The sequence below is a fragment of the Novosphingobium sp. BW1 genome (assembly GCF_008107685.1).
In the GTDB taxonomy this organism is placed as follows: Bacteria; Pseudomonadota; Alphaproteobacteria; order Sphingomonadales; family Sphingomonadaceae; genus Novosphingobium.
The window spans coordinates 183,707-203,127 of record NZ_VIRF01000090.1; the positions used below are offsets into that span (position 1 = coordinate 183,707).

General features: G+C 60.8%; 16 protein-coding genes. 4 read left to right on the forward strand and 12 right to left on the reverse strand.

Going from position 1 to position 19,421, the window contains the following annotated elements:
* Positions 1-107 precede the first annotated feature (107 nt).
* The 10 genes from FMM79_RS18550 to FMM79_RS18595 all read right to left on the reverse strand — a co-directional run bounded on the left by FMM79_RS18550 (position 108) and on the right by FMM79_RS18595 (position 13,592).
* Positions 108-1,202, reverse strand: a complete 1,095-nt coding sequence (locus tag FMM79_RS18550) for a polysaccharide pyruvyl transferase family protein (protein WP_162528548.1) — start codon at positions 1,200-1,202, stop codon at positions 108-110.
* Positions 1,203-1,551: 349 nt separating this feature from the next.
* Positions 1,552-2,805, reverse strand: coding sequence for a glycosyltransferase family 4 protein (locus tag FMM79_RS18555; protein WP_148628920.1), 1,254 nt, complete (start codon positions 2,803-2,805; stop codon positions 1,552-1,554).
* A gap of 10 nt (positions 2,806-2,815) precedes the next feature.
* Entirely contained in the window at positions 2,816-4,081 is a 1,266-nt protein-coding gene (locus tag FMM79_RS18560) for a nucleotide sugar dehydrogenase (RefSeq protein ID WP_148628921.1), read from the reverse strand.
* 518 nt (positions 4,082-4,599) lie between these two features.
* Positions 4,600-5,718: a glycosyltransferase family 4 protein gene (locus FMM79_RS18565; protein WP_148628922.1), complete on the reverse strand. Its 1,119-nt coding sequence runs from the start codon at positions 5,716-5,718 to the stop codon at positions 4,600-4,602.
* A 68-nt stretch (positions 5,719-5,786) separates the two neighbouring features.
* Positions 5,787-6,746, reverse strand: a complete 960-nt coding sequence (locus FMM79_RS18570) for a sulfotransferase (protein ID WP_162528549.1) — start codon at positions 6,744-6,746, stop codon at positions 5,787-5,789.
* Between the two features lie 84 nt (positions 6,747-6,830).
* A complete protein-coding gene (locus FMM79_RS18575) occupies positions 6,831-8,234 on the reverse strand; it encodes an O-antigen ligase (RefSeq protein WP_148628924.1) in 1,404 nt (467 codons plus the stop codon).
* Between the two features lie 95 nt (positions 8,235-8,329).
* Complete coding sequence (locus FMM79_RS18580) at positions 8,330-9,415, reverse strand: hypothetical protein (RefSeq protein WP_148628925.1); 1,086 nt, start codon at positions 9,413-9,415, stop codon at positions 8,330-8,332.
* A gap of 143 nt (positions 9,416-9,558) precedes the next feature.
* Complete coding sequence (locus FMM79_RS18585; RefSeq protein WP_148628926.1) at positions 9,559-11,730, reverse strand: polysaccharide biosynthesis tyrosine autokinase; 2,172 nt, start codon at positions 11,728-11,730, stop codon at positions 9,559-9,561.
* Between the two features lie 126 nt (positions 11,731-11,856).
* The gene (locus tag FMM79_RS18590; RefSeq protein ID WP_148628927.1) at positions 11,857-13,200 is read right to left on the reverse strand and encodes an O-antigen ligase; all 1,344 of its coding nucleotides are present in this window, start codon (positions 13,198-13,200) and stop codon (positions 11,857-11,859) included.
* A gap of 119 nt (positions 13,201-13,319) precedes the next feature.
* Complete coding sequence (locus FMM79_RS18595) at positions 13,320-13,592, reverse strand: hypothetical protein (protein WP_148628928.1); 273 nt, start codon at positions 13,590-13,592, stop codon at positions 13,320-13,322.
* 120 nt (positions 13,593-13,712) lie between these two features.
* Between FMM79_RS18595 and FMM79_RS18600 the strand changes: the two genes are divergently transcribed.
* The 4 genes from FMM79_RS18600 to FMM79_RS18615 all read left to right on the forward strand — a co-directional run bounded on the left by FMM79_RS18600 (position 13,713) and on the right by FMM79_RS18615 (position 17,417).
* Positions 13,713-14,624: a M48 family metallopeptidase gene (locus FMM79_RS18600; protein ID WP_162528550.1), complete on the forward strand. Its 912-nt coding sequence runs from the start codon at positions 13,713-13,715 to the stop codon at positions 14,622-14,624.
* Between the two features lie 144 nt (positions 14,625-14,768).
* A complete protein-coding gene (locus FMM79_RS18605) occupies positions 14,769-15,425 on the forward strand; it encodes a polysaccharide biosynthesis/export family protein (protein ID WP_256376821.1) in 657 nt (218 codons plus the stop codon).
* A gap of 265 nt (positions 15,426-15,690) precedes the next feature.
* Complete coding sequence (locus FMM79_RS18610; RefSeq protein ID WP_162528552.1) at positions 15,691-16,440, forward strand: heparin lyase I family protein; 750 nt, start codon at positions 15,691-15,693, stop codon at positions 16,438-16,440.
* A 323-nt stretch (positions 16,441-16,763) separates the two neighbouring features.
* Positions 16,764-17,417: a Crp/Fnr family transcriptional regulator gene (locus tag FMM79_RS18615; RefSeq protein WP_148628932.1), complete on the forward strand. Its 654-nt coding sequence runs from the start codon at positions 16,764-16,766 to the stop codon at positions 17,415-17,417.
* A 22-nt stretch (positions 17,418-17,439) separates the two neighbouring features.
* On the opposite strand, the gene FMM79_RS18620 is transcribed toward FMM79_RS18615, so the two are convergent.
* Together FMM79_RS18620 and FMM79_RS18625 are read right to left on the reverse strand one after the other, a co-directional pair.
* Entirely contained in the window at positions 17,440-18,915 is a 1,476-nt protein-coding gene (locus tag FMM79_RS18620) for a TRAFs-binding domain-containing protein (RefSeq protein ID WP_148628933.1), read from the reverse strand.
* Between the two features lie 15 nt (positions 18,916-18,930).
* Complete coding sequence (locus FMM79_RS18625; protein ID WP_148628934.1) at positions 18,931-19,413, reverse strand: nucleotide synthetase; 483 nt, start codon at positions 19,411-19,413, stop codon at positions 18,931-18,933.
* Positions 19,414-19,421: the final 8 nt, after the last annotated feature.

Sequence of the window (19,421 nt, forward strand, 5' to 3'; positions counted from 1 at the left end):
CCAGTGCCACCGAGCCGGGCGCGGTTGCCCCCGGCCGGGTTACCCCGGCGCCGTACGTTCCCCACTTGTCGCCCCTTCAACAATGGAGAAGCTGCGCCGCGCACGTTTCAGGCTCCGGCCGGAGCCAGGTTCGCCTTCAGCCTGTCGCGGTAGTAGCCGACCGAGCGCACTGCGTTGAAATGGGTGAAATCGGCTTCGAGGCCCGCATTCCAGTCCGCAAGCCGGGTCAGCACCTTTTGCTGCCAGCCCTCCTCGTTCGTCGAGAGGCACCAGTCCTCGAGCTGCATCTGGCGATAGAAGCGCGGCGTCTTGGCGTGGCGCGGGATCGAGATGACCGGCTTGTTGAGCGCGCAGCGCACGATGCCGACGTGCAGCTTGGTAGTAATCACGATGTCGACGGCGTTGAGCACGGCGATCAGGCTTTGCGGATCGCCGTCGTACTTGAGCTTGACGACACGCTTCTTCGCCTCTTCAGGCACATTGACCTGGTCGTGCCAGGCGCTGTCGCCGAAAGTACGACGCCCATCCGTGACGAGTACGATGTTGTGGTTGGTCTCGGCGATGAGACGCGCCACCATATCCTTGGCAATGTCGAGATCGCGGCCGCTGGCGTGGACTTCGGTATGCACCGCCACGGTCTTCGCCTCGCTGTTCGCGAAGCGCAGCATGGAGAGGTCCTTGCCCTCGATATCCTTTTTCAGATCGCTCTCGGTCGCCGTCACGACCGCATCCGGGCTGATCTGAAGGTCGCGCGTAACGCCCCATTCCTTGAGGAAATTCGCCGACTCCTGATCGCGCACCACGGCCACTTCGGCGCGCTGGAAAAGCGCAATGAGATCACGGCGCATCCGCGGATTGGTAACCGGGCCCACGCCCGTGCCGAAAATGTAGACCGGCATACGTTCCGCCGCCCAGTTCGCCAGCAGCATATGCCGGGTGTAGGCACGCGCGGTCCAGCGCGTGATGCCCGACTTTGGCTCGCCGAAATAGCCACCGCCGCACAGAACAAGCGCCTCGCCCTTGCGTGCGGCAAGCAGCCCCCGCTCGTCGGAGCCGATCAGCTTCAGGTTGCGGGCATCCGCACGGGGCAGGATCACCCGGCTATTGGCGTCGGCGGCGTGGATCCAGTCGCTGAAAAGGCGGCACAGCAGCGTGTCGCCGAAATTAAGACCGAAATAGGATCCGTGGAGCAAAACGTTCAAGGTACAATCTCCAAGATCGGCTGTTTGCCAGCGCGCAGCTGGCGGCAGGTTTGAAAAGCGCGAATTCCAGAAAGCTCGCTCAGGATTTCGTCGTTCGATATTCTGGCTTCGGAGCCGGTGCAAGGCGACGCACCGCCGCCCTGTCGATTTATCCGCGGGGCCCCTCGCGATCCATGGAAGCGCCCTTCCCGCGGGTCATCCATGGCTGCGCAAGGAAAGGCCTGCCCGCCGCCATCACGCCGAACTGGCCCCCCGGTGAGGGCGCGGGCGTCTGGCGTGCAGGGCGGCGGCGATCCGGCTGGCCCGGACCTTCGACCGATCCCGAGCAGGCCGGTCACCGCCCTTCCCCCTAGCGCGCGATATCCAGGATCTTGCAGTAGGCGTCCATGAGCGGTTCGACCTGATGGTTCCAGCTCAGTTCGTTCTCCACGCGCTTGCGCCCGTAGGCACCCATCTCTTCGCGCCGAGCAGGATCTGCCAGCAGTTCGAGGATCTTGTCCGCCAGATCGACCGCATCGTTGGCCTTGGCATAGAGGGAAGCATCCTGAGCCGAGAAACGTCCCTCGACCACATCGAACTGCACCATGGGCTTACCCAGCGCCATGTATTCCATGATCTTGTTCATCGTCGACTTGTCGTTCATCGCGTTGACACGATCCGGGTTCACCCCCACGTCCATCGTCGAAAGAACTTCGAACAGGTCCTTGTCCGGCGCACGCCCGGTAAAGGTAACGTAGTCCGAGAGGCCTTTCTGTTCGGCCATCTCCTTGAGGCCGGCAAGGCTCGGCCCGCCACCGACGAGACAGAACTGCACGTCCTCGCGCCCCAGTGTATGGACGATATGCTCCGCCGCATCGAGAAGCAGGTCGATACCTTCCTGGTCCCCCATGACGCCGACGTAGCCGACCATGTACTGGCGGCCATTCTTCCAGGCGGCCACCGGAGCCACTTGCTTGAGGCGGCTGAGATCAGGTCCCGAACGCACGACGAAGACCCGGTCGGGATCCATGCCGCCACGCTCGACCGCGATCTTGCGGTAGCTCTGGTTGGTCGCCATCGAGACCGAGGCCGTCTTGAACGTCCAGCGCTCAAGCTTGACCATGAGCTTCCAGAAGAAGTTGCGCTTGTTGAACTTGGCTTCGTAGAGCTCGGGATTGATGTCGTGATGATCGAACATGAACTTCACGCCGAGCGCCCGGAAGGGCAGCGCAACCAGGAAGATCAGGTCCGGCGGATTGCATCCCTGAATGACATCGAAGCGCTTCTTCGCGAAGATCTTCCACGCCAGCGCGGTTTCCCAGAACAGCGCCGCGCCATACTCGAGCAGGTAGCCCCAGGCCCCCGCGGCATCGAGGGGGAGCGGATGGCGATAGATGTGAACGCCATCGATCTCCTCGTACCGCTTGGTATAGTCCTTCCCCGTGGGACAGATCACCGAGACCTGCGCGCCCGCCGCCTTGAGCGTGCGCGCTTCCTGCCACACGCGCCGATCAAACGGCAGCGGCAGGTTCTCGACCACGATCAGGACATGCCGCCCCTTCAGCGGCTGGCCTTCAATGTGCGTGGGGAATTCGTGCGATGCCTCGAGGGATGCAGTCGCCATATCTACGTCCTTACGCGATCGAGCTAATGTCGACGACGTTGCTGCTCTTGAGCGACAGCGTCTTGATCAGGCGATTGGTCGAGATCACCACCGCATAATCACCCTTCTCCGCCTTGTCCTTGTCCACCAGCAGCGTGCTGATCGTGGGCAGGTAGGCATACGCATAGCCCAGGTTCTGGCCGATCAGACTGTCGGTGGTGAGCGCGGGATCATAGACGTCGAGTTCGTAGCCACTTTCGAGCAGCTTGCGTGCCAGATCGACTGCGGGGCTCTCACGCACATCATCGGTATCCGCCTTGAAGGCAAGACCCACGAGCAGCACCTTGGCGCCAGGCTCGAGACCCTGCGTGACGAACGAGAACTGGTGATGCTTGTGCGCATCATTCGAGCGCATCAGCGAATCGAACAGGTGTGCATTGGCGCCGACATCGGCCGCGATATGCTGCAGCGCCCGGACATCCTTGGGCAGGCACGAACCACCGAACGCGCCGCCGGGACGGGTATAGTACGGCGAGATGTTGAGCTTGGTGTCCGAGACGAAGATCTCGTGAACCTTCTTCGCGGAGATCTCCAGCTGCTGGCACACGCGCCCGACTTCGTTCGCGAACGCCACCTTCACCGCGTGCCAGGTGTTGTCGACGAACTTCGTGATCTCGGCCTCACGGATACCCGCGTGGAAAATCGGGGCCTCGATACCTTCGTGAAGCGCCTCCATGTTCGCCGAAGGCTCCCCCGAGAGCGTACCGAGCACGATCTTGGGCGGGTGGAAGTAGTCCTCGATAGCCGTGGCTTCGCGCAGGAACTCGGGATTGTAGACAAGCTCGACCACATCTTCGGCCGCTGCACCCAGCGCCGACTGGAAGATCGGGAGGATGATCTGGTCGGTCGTACCCGGCCGCATCGTCGATCGAAATGCGACCGTAAGAGGCTTGGTGCGATCCGGCTTGATCGCCGCGGCGATCGCCCGCGTGACCTGCACGATGTAGGTCATGTTGTGCGCGCCGTCGGCGCCGCTCGGCGTGCCTACGCACACGATCGCGATATCGGCATCGTCGAGTTCGTCTCCGATCTCGGTCACGGCCGTCAGGCGACCTTCAGCATGCGCGCTCGCAATAAGTTCGTCGATACCGGGCTCATGAATAGGTGAACGCCCTGCCTTGATAGCCTCGACTTTCTGCACGCTGACGTCGACGCCAACGACAGTATGCCCCTGGCTCGAAATACATGCTGCGGCCGTGCAACCAACATAACCCATGCCGAAGATCGCTATTTTCAAGATCACACTCTCTATATGTATAGTGATTGCGGGACAGATGAATTGAAATAATAGTTCAATTCACAATGCAATAATTAGTGACGAGGCCGTCATACTGAAACAAATGACACCCTATTGCTCAATATCGGATGTAGCAACAGATATTGCATCGCACAAGATGGTTCGTGACCACTGTCGCCAGCCCAAGCGTGCAAAGCCAATACGCTCGGGCCACAGTCCTTTTGCGCTGCCTATGAACACGGACAGAATCCCGCGAAAAATGGCCTAAATCACTATTAAAATATAAAACTTACAAAAAGAAGACACAGGCGTCGCCAGAAAGCCGAAGTCTACTAAAGCCTCCCTGAATGATGTCGCTGCACCGCAGCAAGCTCAGTTACAGCCACACCTCATGTATACAAACCTGAACTGACTTGGAACCGTTATGAACCGAATTTGTCGGATCAAAGCGGCGACATGGTACGGATGGAGTGCATTCTCGAGGTCTGACAGCGCCAGCGCACGGCGTAAAAAAAGCCTCAGCCTTGCGCAATTACGGCATCGTAGTGATCCGCCATCCGGTCAGACACAATGTCCGATTCCCAGCTTTGCCAAGCCAGCTCCCTGTTCCTCTCACCCGTCGCGCAGCGCGCCTCAGGATCGGGCAGATAGTGACGCAGCGCCGCCTCGACATCGTCGGTGGAGCTCGACTTCAGGATTATGCCATTCTCACCATCTGTCAGGATATCGGCCAGTCCGCCAACCGGCGTCGTAACGATGACCGCACCAGCCGCCATCCCCTCCAGTACCGCATTCGGCATGCCTTCGGGATGCTCCGAGGGGAGCAGGAAAATCGACGTATCGAGCAACAAACGCGCCTTGCGAGCACTGGCGATGTAGCCGGTGAACTCAACGCGGTCCACTATGCCCAGATCTCTGGCCTGCTTTTGCAGCGCATCGTATTCCGGCCCATCGCCAGCCATCACGACCTTCCAGTCCGGGTAGTCCCCTGCGAGCCGGGCGAACGCCTCGAGAATTTGCGCGCCCCCCTTGGCCGGCAGGAAGCGCGACAAGAACAGGATCGTACGACGATCCTCAAGCGGCGTAGCAGGAAGGTTCGCGAACATGTCCTTCTCGAACATCGTACTGCCCAGGAAGATGCGGTTGCCATCGATGCCCATCTCCATCAAGGCATGCTTGAAGCTGGAGGCCAGCACGAGAATGCGATCCGCCTTTCGGTTCGTCGCGACAAAAAGCCGGGACTTCCATCCCGACTTCTTGATCGCGTCGAGCGCAGTCCAGTCCCAGCCACGGTAGAACAGCAGGAGCTTGGTCTTCGGGCGAAAGGCGCGCGCGATCCACAGGAAGGCGAGTTCGCGTGGAAGCGACGCATAATCGAGCGAGGGATTGACGTGGACAATCTCGAACTGCCGCTTCGCCTGCAGCCCGGCGAAACGGGCATAGTCCTTGATGAGCCGCGCAAGCTTTGCCCCCTTGCTCGGCTCGTCGAGACGCGCCCCGTTGATGAAGCGCAGCGCTGCCACGCGATCACGATAGCACTTGCGCATGATGCGCAGGAAGTTGTTGACCCCTCCGGTGACATGTGCCGCGTGCGCGACAATGAGGACGGAGCGTCGTTGCGGATTGGATGAAGGCATGGTTTCCTCGTTCTTGGCACCAGGGTGTCGAAGCCGGCCACGCCTTCTGGCGAGGCGGCCGAAATTCCCTAGCGACGTGTTCCGTTGCCGCGCTTCCAGAGGTAGCGAAGCCCGTCGCGCCACCCGAACTGATCGATATGGAACTTGGCGACGCCACGAAGATCACCGATCCTGCGCAGCTTCATCTCGAGCGGCCCCAGGACGCGCTCCCGTGTGATCTGGGTTTTGAACGCATAGCCGAACTGGCGCGCGGCGGGCGCAAACACCTCCTCCATACGCTGCAACTTGGCGGGCGGCACGTCGTCAGTGCGGTCAGGAAGGTTAAGCACCTTGGCCTGCCCCTTCGCACGCCCCAGGCCTTCCGCGCTCCCCTTCAGCTGCGCCATCGCCGAATCATAGGAAACTCCGAGGAAGCCGCAGGCACGTTCGAGCACCGCGCCCGGATCGCTCTTGAGATCCTCGAAACGAACCTCGAGGAAGCGCTCGGAATGACGGCTGCCGGCATTGTGCGCGGTCATCACACTGTTGGTCCACTGCTGGATTGCCCTGAGCGGGTCCTTGCTCCAGGCATCAACCGCTGACAGCGCCACTTCGCGACCATCGCGCACGATATGAATCATCCGGGCATTGGGAAAGTCGCGCATGAGCTCGGTCACGCAACGCACATGCAACGGGGACTTATCTCCCAGGATCACCCCTGGCCCCGCCTCAGGCGTGGCGGCCTTGATCAGCGCAGCGAAGACATCGGGCGCAGAAGCACTGGAGCAGAGCGACTTCCACAAGGCCGGATCCAGCGGATGCCCATCAGCCTCGCGCCGCAGAACGAACTTGGCGTCCTTGACCTCGCCCCAGAGCTCCTCGAACCACTCCTCGCCGCGATCCAGAGCGAAGAACTCGAGCAGGTAAGGATAGATATCAGTTTCGTTCCGGAGAAGCGAAATGCCGGGATGATTATTCAGGAGGTTGCGGAGCAGCTTGGTACCGGACCGCGGGAGGCCGACAATAAAGAGAAATTTCTCAGGGCTCACGCCCTTTCCATCCGACAATTCGCTAGTCATTCAAATCTCCAAATCGCTTGGCCGCGTCGCCAGAGGCACCATTCGCAGATGCCCTCACGCGGGTGCTGCCGCTTTCACCTGCAACGCCCCGAACGCGGATCTCCATTCCGACTTCAACTTTGGAACAACCCCGACCACGAACCAGAAAAAGATCTCATTCTGATAGAAAGGGCCTGAGTTGTGGAACAGGATATGGGTTATATAGGCCGCAAAAGTTATATAAATCAGCACGTTCTTCCGAAAGATACCAATTACCTTGAAAAGCACCGGCAAAGCCAGAACGCCATATATATTGGCCACACTCATTACATAATTGTGCAGAGGGTAACGATAAATGTATGATTTCGTCGGATCACCCCAGAAATATCCAAGGTATTGCAAGGCATAGTCGCGTGGCTCAAATGTAGCGCCGTAGCCGAAGGGATTATCCACAAAGAGCATGACGCCGTACTTGATCAACGTCAGGCGCCCAAGCGACGAGTTGTCCCCGGTCTGAAGGATACGTGAATCCGTCGCGCTCTGGAGCTCGGCCAGGATCGAATTTGCTACCAGGATAACGGGAAAGCACAGGACCATGGCGAGAACGAACAGGCGCGGCCTCGTTCGCAGCAGGAATAGCACGAGGACCACCGCTCCGCCCAGCAGCGGGGACCGATTTCCCCCGGCAATGGCCACGAAAGCCAGCACCAGCAGGCCATAGCCCAGATGGGTGAGAGACATGTCGATACGTATGCTGCGCAGGCGCTTCACCACCTGCAGTCGCATAAGGAGGTAGGCTGCAAACGCGAGGCAGATCTGGCCCGCCAGAATGGTCTTGGAATAGGAAAGACCGATCGAGCGCACTTCGCCACCGTCCAGAGCCTCGGAGAAGCGGCCCTCCACGACGTCGCCCTGCACACCGGAAAGGGCATCACGCACGTTCCAGGCAACGCCCACGCCGATGAACTGAAGGACCGCGACCAACGAGGTCACGCCAATCAGGATAACGAAGATCTTCAGTGTAGGACGCGCGCCGCAACATTCCGCAACAATCGCGGCAAGCAGCGTCTGCACCACGGCCTGCCCACTAATCTGCACCGTGGCCAACAGGGCTGCGCCAATGTCACCGCCTGAAAAAAGCGAAAGGACGAAACCCAGCACACTGAGATAAAGAGCAATCAGGCAAAATCCACTGAGGCGCTTCATCGCCATGATCGCGTCGGACGGGCGCAGCAGGATCAAGGCGCCAAGCAGCCCCATTGCCACCAGTGAACGCACTGGCAAACCCAGACGCCAGTTTGTCGCAATGATCGATATAAAGATGACCAAACCATAGGCCGCCAACATGGACAGGCGGAAAAACTGCTCCCATCTGTCCACTTTGGGACGGCGCGGCGGCGCGGTCCGAGACGCCTGCGGCATGGCGCTCGAGGCGGCACTATCTCTGCCTGGAAAAGTGAGCGTTTCGTGCCCTGACATCTAGTTCACCATCACTCGACTGCTCCACCACCGTACTGCGGTACTGCGCCACCAGACACGCCTGAATACCTCCCGGGATTTCCCTCAAGAAGGTCTCAGCCCTCCCGGCCCTTCGATGCCGATTGCGCCTCTGGAACCCTAGCACTGCCATCAAGCTCCAACGCGTGCACATACCCCGATCCGAAGCCCGCCATCAAAACGAGCTCCTGACCCGGGCACGAATCCTCCGGAACCTCGAACTGTACGGTTCCATGTCGCAGTGAAATCGGCGCGGTATCTTGGCGCTCACCTGCAGCGGAATAGCACCTGACCTGCAAGGTCAGCGCGGCCGGGATCTGTGCATCACGTCCTTCGGCCCTGACCCGAACCGTGTGCTTCCCCGGCGCGAGAGCGACCACGCGCCTCGCCAAGATCGCGCGCACGTGCTCGGCATTTTCGTACCTCAAGGATACGCCTTCCCCGCTCTGCACAGGCTCGACTTCCAGGCGCGGCGCGCCCGGATAACTCCAGTCAAACGGCCCTTCCGGATCCGACTTGCTGCGAAAGGCGAGATCGGAACTTCGGCTGGCGTCATTATCGCCACATAGCATCGCCCAAACGCCCGACGCGGAACGAAAATGTCCACCCCGGCCATAGCCGCGAACCGAGCTGAGCAACGCCCCACAATCGACCCCCGCTTGGGACCGTGCGACTTTCTCGCCAAGGGGGACGAGCACCGCCCCGGGCAGGCCCTTATCCAGCGCCCAACGGAAAAAATCATTGCGCACCTTGTCATCCGCCTCGACCAACCCTTCGACGAAAGCCTCCGAACCACCGGGTAGCTGCAACATCTGGCTGGTCAGCGACATAGTGAGATCATCGCGCATACCCGCACGCCACAACGCGATCAGGCGCTGACTCGCCGTCACGCCATCGCCCACGCCTATGGAGCTCTGCACCATGAGGATCTGAGTGTAGAAATCCCGCCAACCACGCGTCGCCGCCACGATCAGCGCCTCGATCGCCGCTTCGCTCTGGCCATCCATGGCCAAGCCCTGGGTAAGCAGCGCCGGGCCGGCAGATGGATAGGGCCTCCGCGCGACGAGCTTGCGCGCATAGGCAAGGCCGAGCTGCGCATCACCTTGCATATACGCTTCGTGCGCGAGGTTCTCATAGGCATAGGCCCGGAAAACGTCGGGCACGCGATGCGAAAGCTGCGCATCGCGCCGCGCCTGACGATCCAGCTGCGTGCCTGCAAGGCCGAGCCCGAACAGGGCAAGCACCAAGGCCCACAGGACCTTCCCACCTGTGCCTATTTGCCCGGACTTAACCATTTGGAACCGTTCTACTCCGAGCCATAGCTATAATAGTTGTAGGAGTAGTCCTCCGACCCAAGCTTGGGCGAGAAGCGGTTCAGAACGGCGCCAAGAACGCGGACGTTGATCAGGTCCAGACGACGGATCGCGGCCTTGATAGCGCCACGGTGGAAGCTCGAGCCATCAATGACGAAGAGCACACCATCGGCATTCTGGGCGATGAGAGGCACATCCGAGAGGCCAAGCAGCGGCGGACAGTCGAGCACGACCACATCGTAGCGAGCGCGCGCTTCCTCGACCACCTTCTGCAGCCGCTCACCTGCGAGCAGGAAGCTCGGCTCAGGCGCCATCGGCATTGCCGTGAGGAAATCGAGATTGTCATGGACCGGCGACTTCAACACGATCTCGTCGAACGTCTTCTGCCCTGTCAGATAATCGGTGAGGCCGAACTTGCCACCCTTTCCGAACGCACGGTGGAGCGTGGGGCGACGCAAGTCGGCATCAACGATGATCGCACGCTTGCCAAGCTGCGCGATATCCGTGGCAATCGCACGAGCCGTCATCGACTTGCCCTCACCCTCGCGCGAGCTTGTCACGACCAGGACCTTCGGAAGCCCATCGGCCGTGGAATAGCTCAGGTTCGTCACAAGGCTGCGATAGGCTTCGTTCACATCCGAACGGCGACCCTTGCCACCATCGGCAATCTGTTCGTCGTCCGCGTTGGGGACAAGCCCCAACAGACGCATGCCCAGCTTGCGTTCCACGTCTTCAGGCGAGCGAACCGCATCGTCGAGGAGTTCCTTGAGCGCAACCACGCCAGCTGCAGCCAGAAGACCCAGGACGAACGACAAGGCCACATTGAGCGGAAGGTTCGGCGAACTGGGCTTGTGCGGCGTAATCGCGCGATCAACGATCGTGACGTTATTCGACGAAGCGCCAGCCGATGCGTTCAGCTGGTTGTACCGCGAGAGCAGGCTCTCGTAGAGAGCACGGTTGGTATCTGCGACACGCTTGAGGACGGAATATTGCACGCCGCGATCCTGCTCGTTCAGCGCTTCGTCCTGAAGACTGCCGACCTGATCGAGCAACGAGCGTTCCTTCTCGGCAGTCGCTTCGTACTCGGTACGCGCGGAGCCTTTGATCATCTCGCCGATTTCACCGATACGACGATTGAGCTCGGCAACCTCCCGGCGCTTGGCCTTTACGGTGGAATAGCCATCCTTGTGCTGCGCCAGTTCTTCCGCCAACTCGCTCTCCGCGACCGCCTTGGCCGCCACGAGCTGAGTAATGGCACTGTTCGAATTGACTTCGGAAATCGACATCGCCGACTTGTTGGCCAAGGTCTTCCAGCGATCCTCGGCGGCAATGCGCTCGGCCGTGGCCGCCGCGGCTGCAGCGTTCAGCTGGACAAGCTTGCCATTGGTCACCGAGAGCACCGACTCGCGGCTGGAGCCATCGCTGCCGTCCGAGTTCACGCGGATCAGACCTGCCGCGCGGGCATACTGGTTCAGTTCCCGCTCGGATTCGGTCAACTTCGTGCGCGTTTCCTGGAGCTGGTTCGCGAGAAACTTACGCGCATAGCTTGAACTGTCGTACTTCTGGTTGAGATTGTAGGCGCTGAAACGCTCCGCGTACTTGTTCGCAAGTTCTGCTGAGAGAGCAGCATTGCGGCTGACGACCTTGATCGTAGCGATACGACTATCGACAGGAATCGAGACAGACAGCCCTTCAAGAAGCAGATCGACCGCCTTCTCGCGGCGCGCATCCTCCAGGCTCTCGCCAGGCGCCTTCGGCTCGGTCGGCATCTCATCACCGAAGGCCGTGAAGAACGAGGCATCACTGCCCAACTTGCCGTCCTGCACGATCGTACGCGCCAGCGAACGCCCCTGGATGATCCCAAGCTGGGTCTGCAGGAAACGCTCGGTATCCTTCGACGTGATCGCCTGCTGCAGCTCACCGCCTTCAATGATCTGGTCCGCCTGATCCTCAATGAGAATCTGCGATGCCGCCTCATATTTGGGGGTGATGAGCAGAGTGATGATGACACCGAGTGCCACCACGCCGAGCACAACACCGGCTATAAGAAGGATGTTGGCACGAACAAGAGCTATGGCCAGCTTCAGAAGTCCATGAAGATCGAATTCCGGCTGTTCAGGATCAGAACCGATCTCTTGCGTCGGATAACTGTTGATGTCTTTCAAGTTCTCTCTGCCATCTTTCACGACACCCTCATGAGTATCGAATAAGCCAAAAATACGACTTAATCACCGCACGAATAGTTAAGACAGACTCACTCGCAAAAATGACCCTCACTCGCAACTTTCGAGTCATTCCCTAGCCACAGCAACTTCACGACGCGCCCCTGCAGACTGCATTCGCCGCCCCCTCGAAACAACGAGCGCCATGGCTAACCCTGCAATGCACAATAATGTTTGGCTCCGCAATGGATAGTCCGAAATTGATTGCAGCATGACAACTGCGAAGGCAGCAATTCCCACTTGCCCGAGACCTCCGGCGCGCAGGCACTGCAGACCACGCAGCGCCCAAAATACGCACCACGCTCCCAGCAATGCAAGACCGACCACGCCAGATTCAAGCGCGACCTCCAGATACTCGTCATGTGCACGGCCAGCGCGGCCGGGCCCTATGTTTTCCAGCGATTCGTCGACCTGGAAAACCTCATCGAAGGTCCCGACACCACTCCCCACCGGCCAGAAGCGACCGATGGACGTCAGCGTATCTGCCCAGATGACGGGACGACGATCCTCCAGGTCCGAGAAGCGCTCGAGGCTCGCACGCACCCGGTCGTTGTCGCTCGCCAGCATGGTCACACCACCGGCCAGAATGACGCCAACCAGTGCCAATCCCGAGCCGATCCAGATGCGCGAACGCGCAGATCCCTGAAGGCGCAGCCACCGAAATGCTGCAAGCGCGAAGGGAATGACCAGAAGCCCCATGCTCGACCGTGAACGGGTCAGCACGAGACCGAGCACGAGAATTGCCGCCACCGCGCAAAGTCCAACAAGAACCTTTGTGTCGCGAGGCTTCTCAGGCACCAACCCGACAACAAAGCACAGCGACAGCACAAAGAAGAGACCCATCGAATTGCGATTGGCGAAGGTGCCCTGCAAATCACTGGAGCCAAGCGCCTCGTCGAAGAAGATCAGACTGCGATTGCCCGACGCAAGTTGCTGCGCCCCCAGCAAGACTTCGAGCACGGCCACCAGGACAACAAGCATGAGCAACGTGCGCTTCTCTTCGCGCGGGCGATCCCACGAAAAAACAAGAATGGCCAGAGGCGGGAGCAGAGACGCGAACGCCACAAGGGTTCGCCCAGGCTCAACCGACATGGGGAGCCAGCTATCTTGCTGGCCGACCAGAGCAAGGGCCTCCTGAGCGAGAGAGCGCCCAGGCAAAGCCTGCCAGAGAATGGGAGGCAAAGGCACCAGTTGCAACAGCGGCAAGAGCAGCGCGCTGGCCACAAGCACCGCAGGGAAGCGCGCGACCCTTGTGAAGAAATTCAGAACCGCCTGCGGCTCAACCGCCAGCAGCACAAGCGCTGTCAACTGAACGGCAAGGTTTGCAAGGCCCGCGCCGCCGCCGCCGCCGCCAAAAACCATGCCAACCAACAGGACAATAGCGGCAAAAATTGACTTGCGACCCAGGATCATCTGCCATCCGAAACGATATTAAACAAATTCCCGGACACAGATCCCGAAGTCCATGCCGTCAGACAAAAAATTCGCTCCATCCACGAGGGATGGAGCGAATTCTTTTCATTTCCGAACGATCAGACGCCGTTGGAAACCGAGTCGTCGTCGCCATCGTCAACGAGCTCGACGATGCCGTAAACGGCGGCCGCACCAGCGAGCACGCCAAGGACGATCACGCCAGCTTCAGCCTGACGCTTCTTTTCCACAGGCGCCGACTGACGGACACCAACGCCCGAAAGGCTCGAAACCTTGCCGACCGAAGCCGACGCGGAAGTTCCAGCCTGAGCGGCCATCGGAGCAACAAGTGCGGTAGCCGCACCCAGCGCCAAAATTGCGGTCTTAAGCTTCATAAGCTCTCCTAAGTGCAGTTGAGTAAGTGTCTTCGATTACAGTACCGTACTGCAATGCACAATCCCAAGCAAAGCAAAAGCCACTCGGATCACCTCATATGGCCGACAATGAGGCTCGGCTTGTCCGTAGTCTCCCTGAGTCTCACGATTCTGGGTTCACCAGCAGCCCGCGCCGAAGCCGAGCCCGCCCCTCCCTGGCCCGTCACTCTTCGCACACAACTTGTGCGCCTCAACGAGACCGCATACCGAATCAACAAGACGGCGGCCTCCGAGTGCCCCCGAATCGTCTCAGGGACTGGAATTTCGTTCGATTATCTTGGCGCCTACGAAGCCGATGATCGCCCCGCGATCGCCGTCCTGCTGAACATGAACGAGACACCGCAGGTTGCCGCGATCGCCAGCGACAGTCCGGCAGCCCGCAGCGGATTGAAAGTTGGCGACAACGTCTTGGCGATCAATGGCACTACGACCGAGCAGATGCTCGAAGAGAGCAACTCCCCTGCGTTCTTTGCCGACGAACTCAATGGTTTCATCGCCTCGCTCCCCATCGACAGCCCCATCAAACTTTCCGTTGAGCGCGACGGGTCCCGCCTTCAGATCACCGTCGCGCCAGAACCGGCCTGCTCGGCGCGCCCTGTCCTCAAGACGGGGGAGGGTATTTCCGCCTACACCGATGGCGAGGACGTGGGCGTGAGCGCAAAGCTCATCGGCTATACGAAGAACGACGATGAATTGGCGATCATCGTAGCCCACGAAATCGGGCACGTGATCAACCGCGACGGCAAGCCCGCTGGCCTTTTCGAGCAGCGGCGCATGGAGGATGCTGCAGACCTCGTCGGCGCCAGGCTCATGCAATGCGCGGGCTATGACCTGGAGAGCGGCCTGCACTATTTCCTGAGGCGCGAGGACCACGACCTGCTGCGCTGGTTCCGCAGCCCATCCCACCGCGGACGCAAGGGCAGGGTCAAGCGGATGCGCGCCCAAGGTGAGCCAACGACCTGCCCCGAAGTGAGCTCACTTGATGCGAAATGAACGACAAAATGATCGCTGCAGTTGCGAATGTCATTGCTTGTCCGGCATTGTTTTTCTAACTACAGCCAACCTGTTTTACCCCTGCCCGGAGATCAAGCGGTAGTGCGATATCTCAAACCTCACCTGATGTTCGGAACGCTTGCGATGAGCGCGCTCCTCGCAGGTTGCAGTCACACCACCCGCAACCCGCAGTTGCCGGTCGGAGACGCTGCTCACACGATTTTCCCGGCGGAAACAGCGCCGCGGACCACCTACCGGGTACGACCGCTGGATGTGTTGAACGTGAAGGTTCTCAACGAACCCCAGCTCTCCTCCGAGGAACTCATGGTCAGCGAAGTCGGCGACATCCAGATGCTGCTGATCGGCTCGGTTCCTGTCGCGGGTCTCAGCCCGCAGGATATCTCCCGGGAGATCGAACAGCGCCTGGGCAAGGACTACCTCGTCGACCCGCAGGTCTCCGTCTCCGTCCAGACGCTGGCCCCTCGCTACGCATCGGTCGAAGGCGAAGTGGAGAAGCCCGGTGTCTACGAGATCAACACCGACGCCACCCTGCTGTCGACAATCGCCCGGGCCGAAAGCCCGACGTCGACCGCAAAGCTGGACGAGATCGTGATTTTCCGCACCATCGAGGGTCAGCGCATGGTGGCGCGCTTCAACCTCAAGGATATCCGAACCGGTATCTCGCCAGACCCACGTATTCTCGATGGCGACGTGGTCATGGTCGGATTCTCGGCGACACGCGGCCTTGTCGAGGACATTCTCGAAGCGGCCCCGCTATTCAACGCCTGGGCGCGTTTCTGATATAGCCTCCACCGGATCTGAGAAAGAGAACCGCAGCCGCCCAAACGGCTGCGGTTTTTTTATGGCGATTTCAGAGTGCTTCCGTGCGGTAGCCCTGACCGCCCCCCTCATGTTCAGCGCCCAGTCAGCGGCCATATTCTTAAGTCGCAGGCCACAAGTCAAACTGCCGCGCCTGCCCCTGAGGTCGCCTTTTTCACCGGGACAGCAACGCAATTTCCGGCCACGCATTCTGTCCGCAAGTACCTCCGCAAAAATGAGTTCAGCCATGTTACGCAAAGTCCTAAGCCTTGCATCACCTGCAGCCGTCCTCTTGCTTGCCCCTCAAGCCCATGCCCAGGACAGCGCCGCGACGGCCCTGGAGGCAGGAACAACCCAGACGATCGCTGGCTGGCGAGCCAGGGTGCAGACCGCTGCGCAAAATCCGGTCGTCGTTTCGGGCCCGGCAGATGACCCGCAGTTCCGCTTTTCCGTGCAGCCCGGCATGCGCCGCAAGAACGACACCAAATCCGAGCGCTCGGAGCTGAGCTTTCAGCACGAAGTGCCCTTTGGCTCCGACATCCACCAGAGCTTTTCCGTCATGATCGAGGATCTGCCGAAATCCTCGCCACGGACCATAGTCGGCCAATGGCATGCCGAAGTCTCGAACGGAGGGGGGCCTTGGCTTGCTCTAGTCGTGACCAACAAGCAGAGGCTGGAACTGGAATTGAATATTGCCGATGACCAGATCGAGCGCCGCCGCAAATCGCGCCAACTGGTGCTTCATTCGGAAAAGCTGGAGCCTGGACGCTGGTACGAGGTGCGCCTGCACATGATCCCGGGAGACCGGGAGCAGGGTTATCTGAGCGCGTGGCTGAATGGTCGCCAGGTTGCAAGCTACGAAGGCGAACTCGGCTACACCGCCCAGGATCTGGCCGGGTACTTCAAGTTCGGCGGCTACCGTTCGGTTCCCAGCGATGAGACCACCAATGTCTTCTATCGCGACGTCATGCTGGATATCGCCCCGCCTGCGTCCTGATTATGCGGGGCACAAACTGCGCGGGCGGCCTCGGCACCGCGTCTCACGGGTCGCGCAGTCTCGCTACGCCATCCTTCCTGTCCCAAGGCGCGAGCAAAAAAATGGCCCGACAGCGCAAGCGCTGCCGGGCCAGTTAAAAAGGTTGCTCAAGCAGAGCCACCTTCGGGTCGCAGGAGTGGTTTAGGAGAGCTGTTACGCAAAGTCTGTGACGCACATCACACTCGGCCTCTTTCCTACGCGATAGTTGAAATTTCTGGAATTTCAGGACAGGTCAGGACAAGGAAATCGGTGAGCGAGATTTTGCCGGACAGGAACCTGTACGCGTGAGCGAAGATGAGATGGAGGAAGCCGTCAGCGCGGTATTCCGCTGCCGCGCCGAAGCAGCGCGCAAACTCCTGACCGTCTTCTCCTGGAAGAACCTGCGCGCCAAGGACGTCCTCACCAGCCAGGGGGCGTTGGCCCACCAGTGCTGGATTGTCATCAACGGCACGATCCGCGTCGATGCCATCGGCGTGAACGGACAGTTGCAGCAGCTTGCGCAATACGGGCCAGGCGAATTCTTCGGCTCCTATCCCGACACGAGCCAACACCGCGCCGAGATCACCGCCGCGAGCCGCTCCCGCCTGCTCGTGGCCGAATCGCATCGCCTGGCTGCCGAGATCGAGACCGACGTACAACTGGCCGCCGGAATGGCCCGGCTGCTTGCCCGTCAACTTGATCGTTCGCTCGACAGGATGGTCATGCGCTCGACGTACAGCGCTGCGGGACGGGTCTACGCCGAACTGCTCGCGTTGGCAGGGCCGGACTTCGTCATCGCCCCCCCACCGCGTGTCACATCTCTGGCCTTGGCCGCCAACACCACGCGCGAAACCGCCTCGCGCGCGATCGGTGCCTTGGCCCGGCGCGGCATCATCTCGCGCGAGGAGGACAGGCTCGTGATCCATTCACCACGCATGATCGAAGAACTTATCTGCTGAGCCGCGCCCACCCGGCGAAGGCCTAGCCGGTGTTCGGCAAAGGCGTATAGAGCGCGACCGGGAGATCCCCGATCGGACTGACCACTTCGCCCGCCTCCTCGAAGCGAACGCGCGGCTCAAGCAGGTCGGTCACACACACGTGGGGCCATCCCCCACAAATCTCGGAACGCTGCGCCGAACGGGCAAAGCAGATCGCCCGCTCGGCACTGGCCATCAGGGGCCGGCCCACCTCGAGCACCGAGATATCGAGCCCAAGTTGCAGGTCGGGCTGACTGGCCAGTGCATCGCATGCACAGCGCACCGCCGCGACCGGGTCCGCAAACCGCATCAGCCAGATCCCGTCCTCGGCCTGGACCACCTCGGCGGCATCTTGCGGTTCCTCCCCAAGCGTTCGCTCACAAGCCAGTATCGCTTGGCCATATCCTGTGGCCAGAAGCTCTGTCCCGCCGCGCGGCGGCCAGTCCCGGCGAATTTCATGGAGCGCCAGCCCCCGGGCCTTCCAGCTTGCGAGCACCGGGGCAAGCTCTTCCTCCACCCGCCCCACGTGCATCGCGACCGCCTCGCTCCCCAGTTGCCTCGCCCGCCGGATCGCCAGCCCCATGGCGACCTGCGTCGCTTGCGCGATTCCCGCGCGTGTCACATCGCCCTGTTCGGGAAATTCGACAAGACTGTGCGCGGCCTCCAGCAGCGCCTCGAAGCGCGGCCCCCAGCGGCTCCCGAAGGCATCGACCGACACCTCGCGAAAGCGTTCAAGTGGCCCCGGCAGGACGACATGCAGCTGCGCGCCGCGCTCCAGCGCCAGTTCCGCGACCAGAATGTCCGTGCCCGCAGCAAGCGCCCCGTAGACTGACCCGGGACAGACCTCATCAAAGAGTTCGCCAAGACGCAGGAGAACTTCATCCTCGTGCCCAGCAAGGTCCATGATCCCCCCGAAGTGCAGGCAGGGCGGCGGCGCGAACCCTGCGAGGATCTCTACGCTTTCCTCGCGCACCTGAAGAATCTCGCGCAATTGCCGCAGCGTCGCGGCCCGATCCTCCCAGGCCTGCGGAGCCGCGTCGACCGCAGCGGACAGCGCCTCCCGCGCGCCCTCGTGATCCCCCAGGAGGAGACACGCTTCGGCAACCGTCGCATGGAGCCAGTAGGCAGTTTCCGGTTCGTGATCTCCGCTGGCGATAATCTCGAGGATGCGCGCAGCATCCGCGCGTGCCTCGGCGACGTCTCCGCACAGATAGGCGATCGTCGCGGCGTTGATCAGCGGATAGGTCGCCCGGCGCGATCCTGCAGAGGCCCTGTAGGCCTCCACCGCCTGGCGCGCCATCGCGACCCTGTCCGCGCCTTCGAGATGCAGCGCCCGATCCTTGAGCAAACGCCCCTTGAGAGCCAGCACATCGGGTGCCTGTGACGCGGCGAGCCCTGCCTGCTCATACATCTGCCACGCCCGGTTCGTGTCGCCGTTGCGGGCAACCTGGCGGATACGTGTAAGCGTGGAGAGGATCATAGCATTCCAGCCGGTTCAGCCATCAATCGGGGGCGGGTTGGTGATGTCCGGGTCAATCGAGATGCCGGTCCAGCGACGGTTCCCCTTCTCATCCTCCTGGAGGAGATCGACATTGATGTTGAAGGGATGAACCGTGCCGTACTTGCCGCCCGCGTTGAAGCGCGCCTTGAACTGGACCGTCTTGTAGCGCCCGTAGGCCTTGTCGTAGTCCGCGTAGACCAGTCCGCCATAATAGGACGACAGTTCCTCCTTGGTGGTGATCGCTTCGTAGGCATCGGAAAAGAAAAGCTGATCGCCGTCCAGCTGGATCGTCACGAAGCAGTCTTCGCTGATCTCGATGTAGTCCTTTCCGGTGTCGGCGTCGCGGCAAGACAGGACGACCTGTCCCTCACGGACCGCAAGCGTGACCTTGTACACGACAGAGCGCGCGCTCTGCTCAAGGCTCAGGCTGTCGAAGAATGGGGCTAGCCCATATTGCTTGTAGTTTATCGTCGACATCGCAGCTC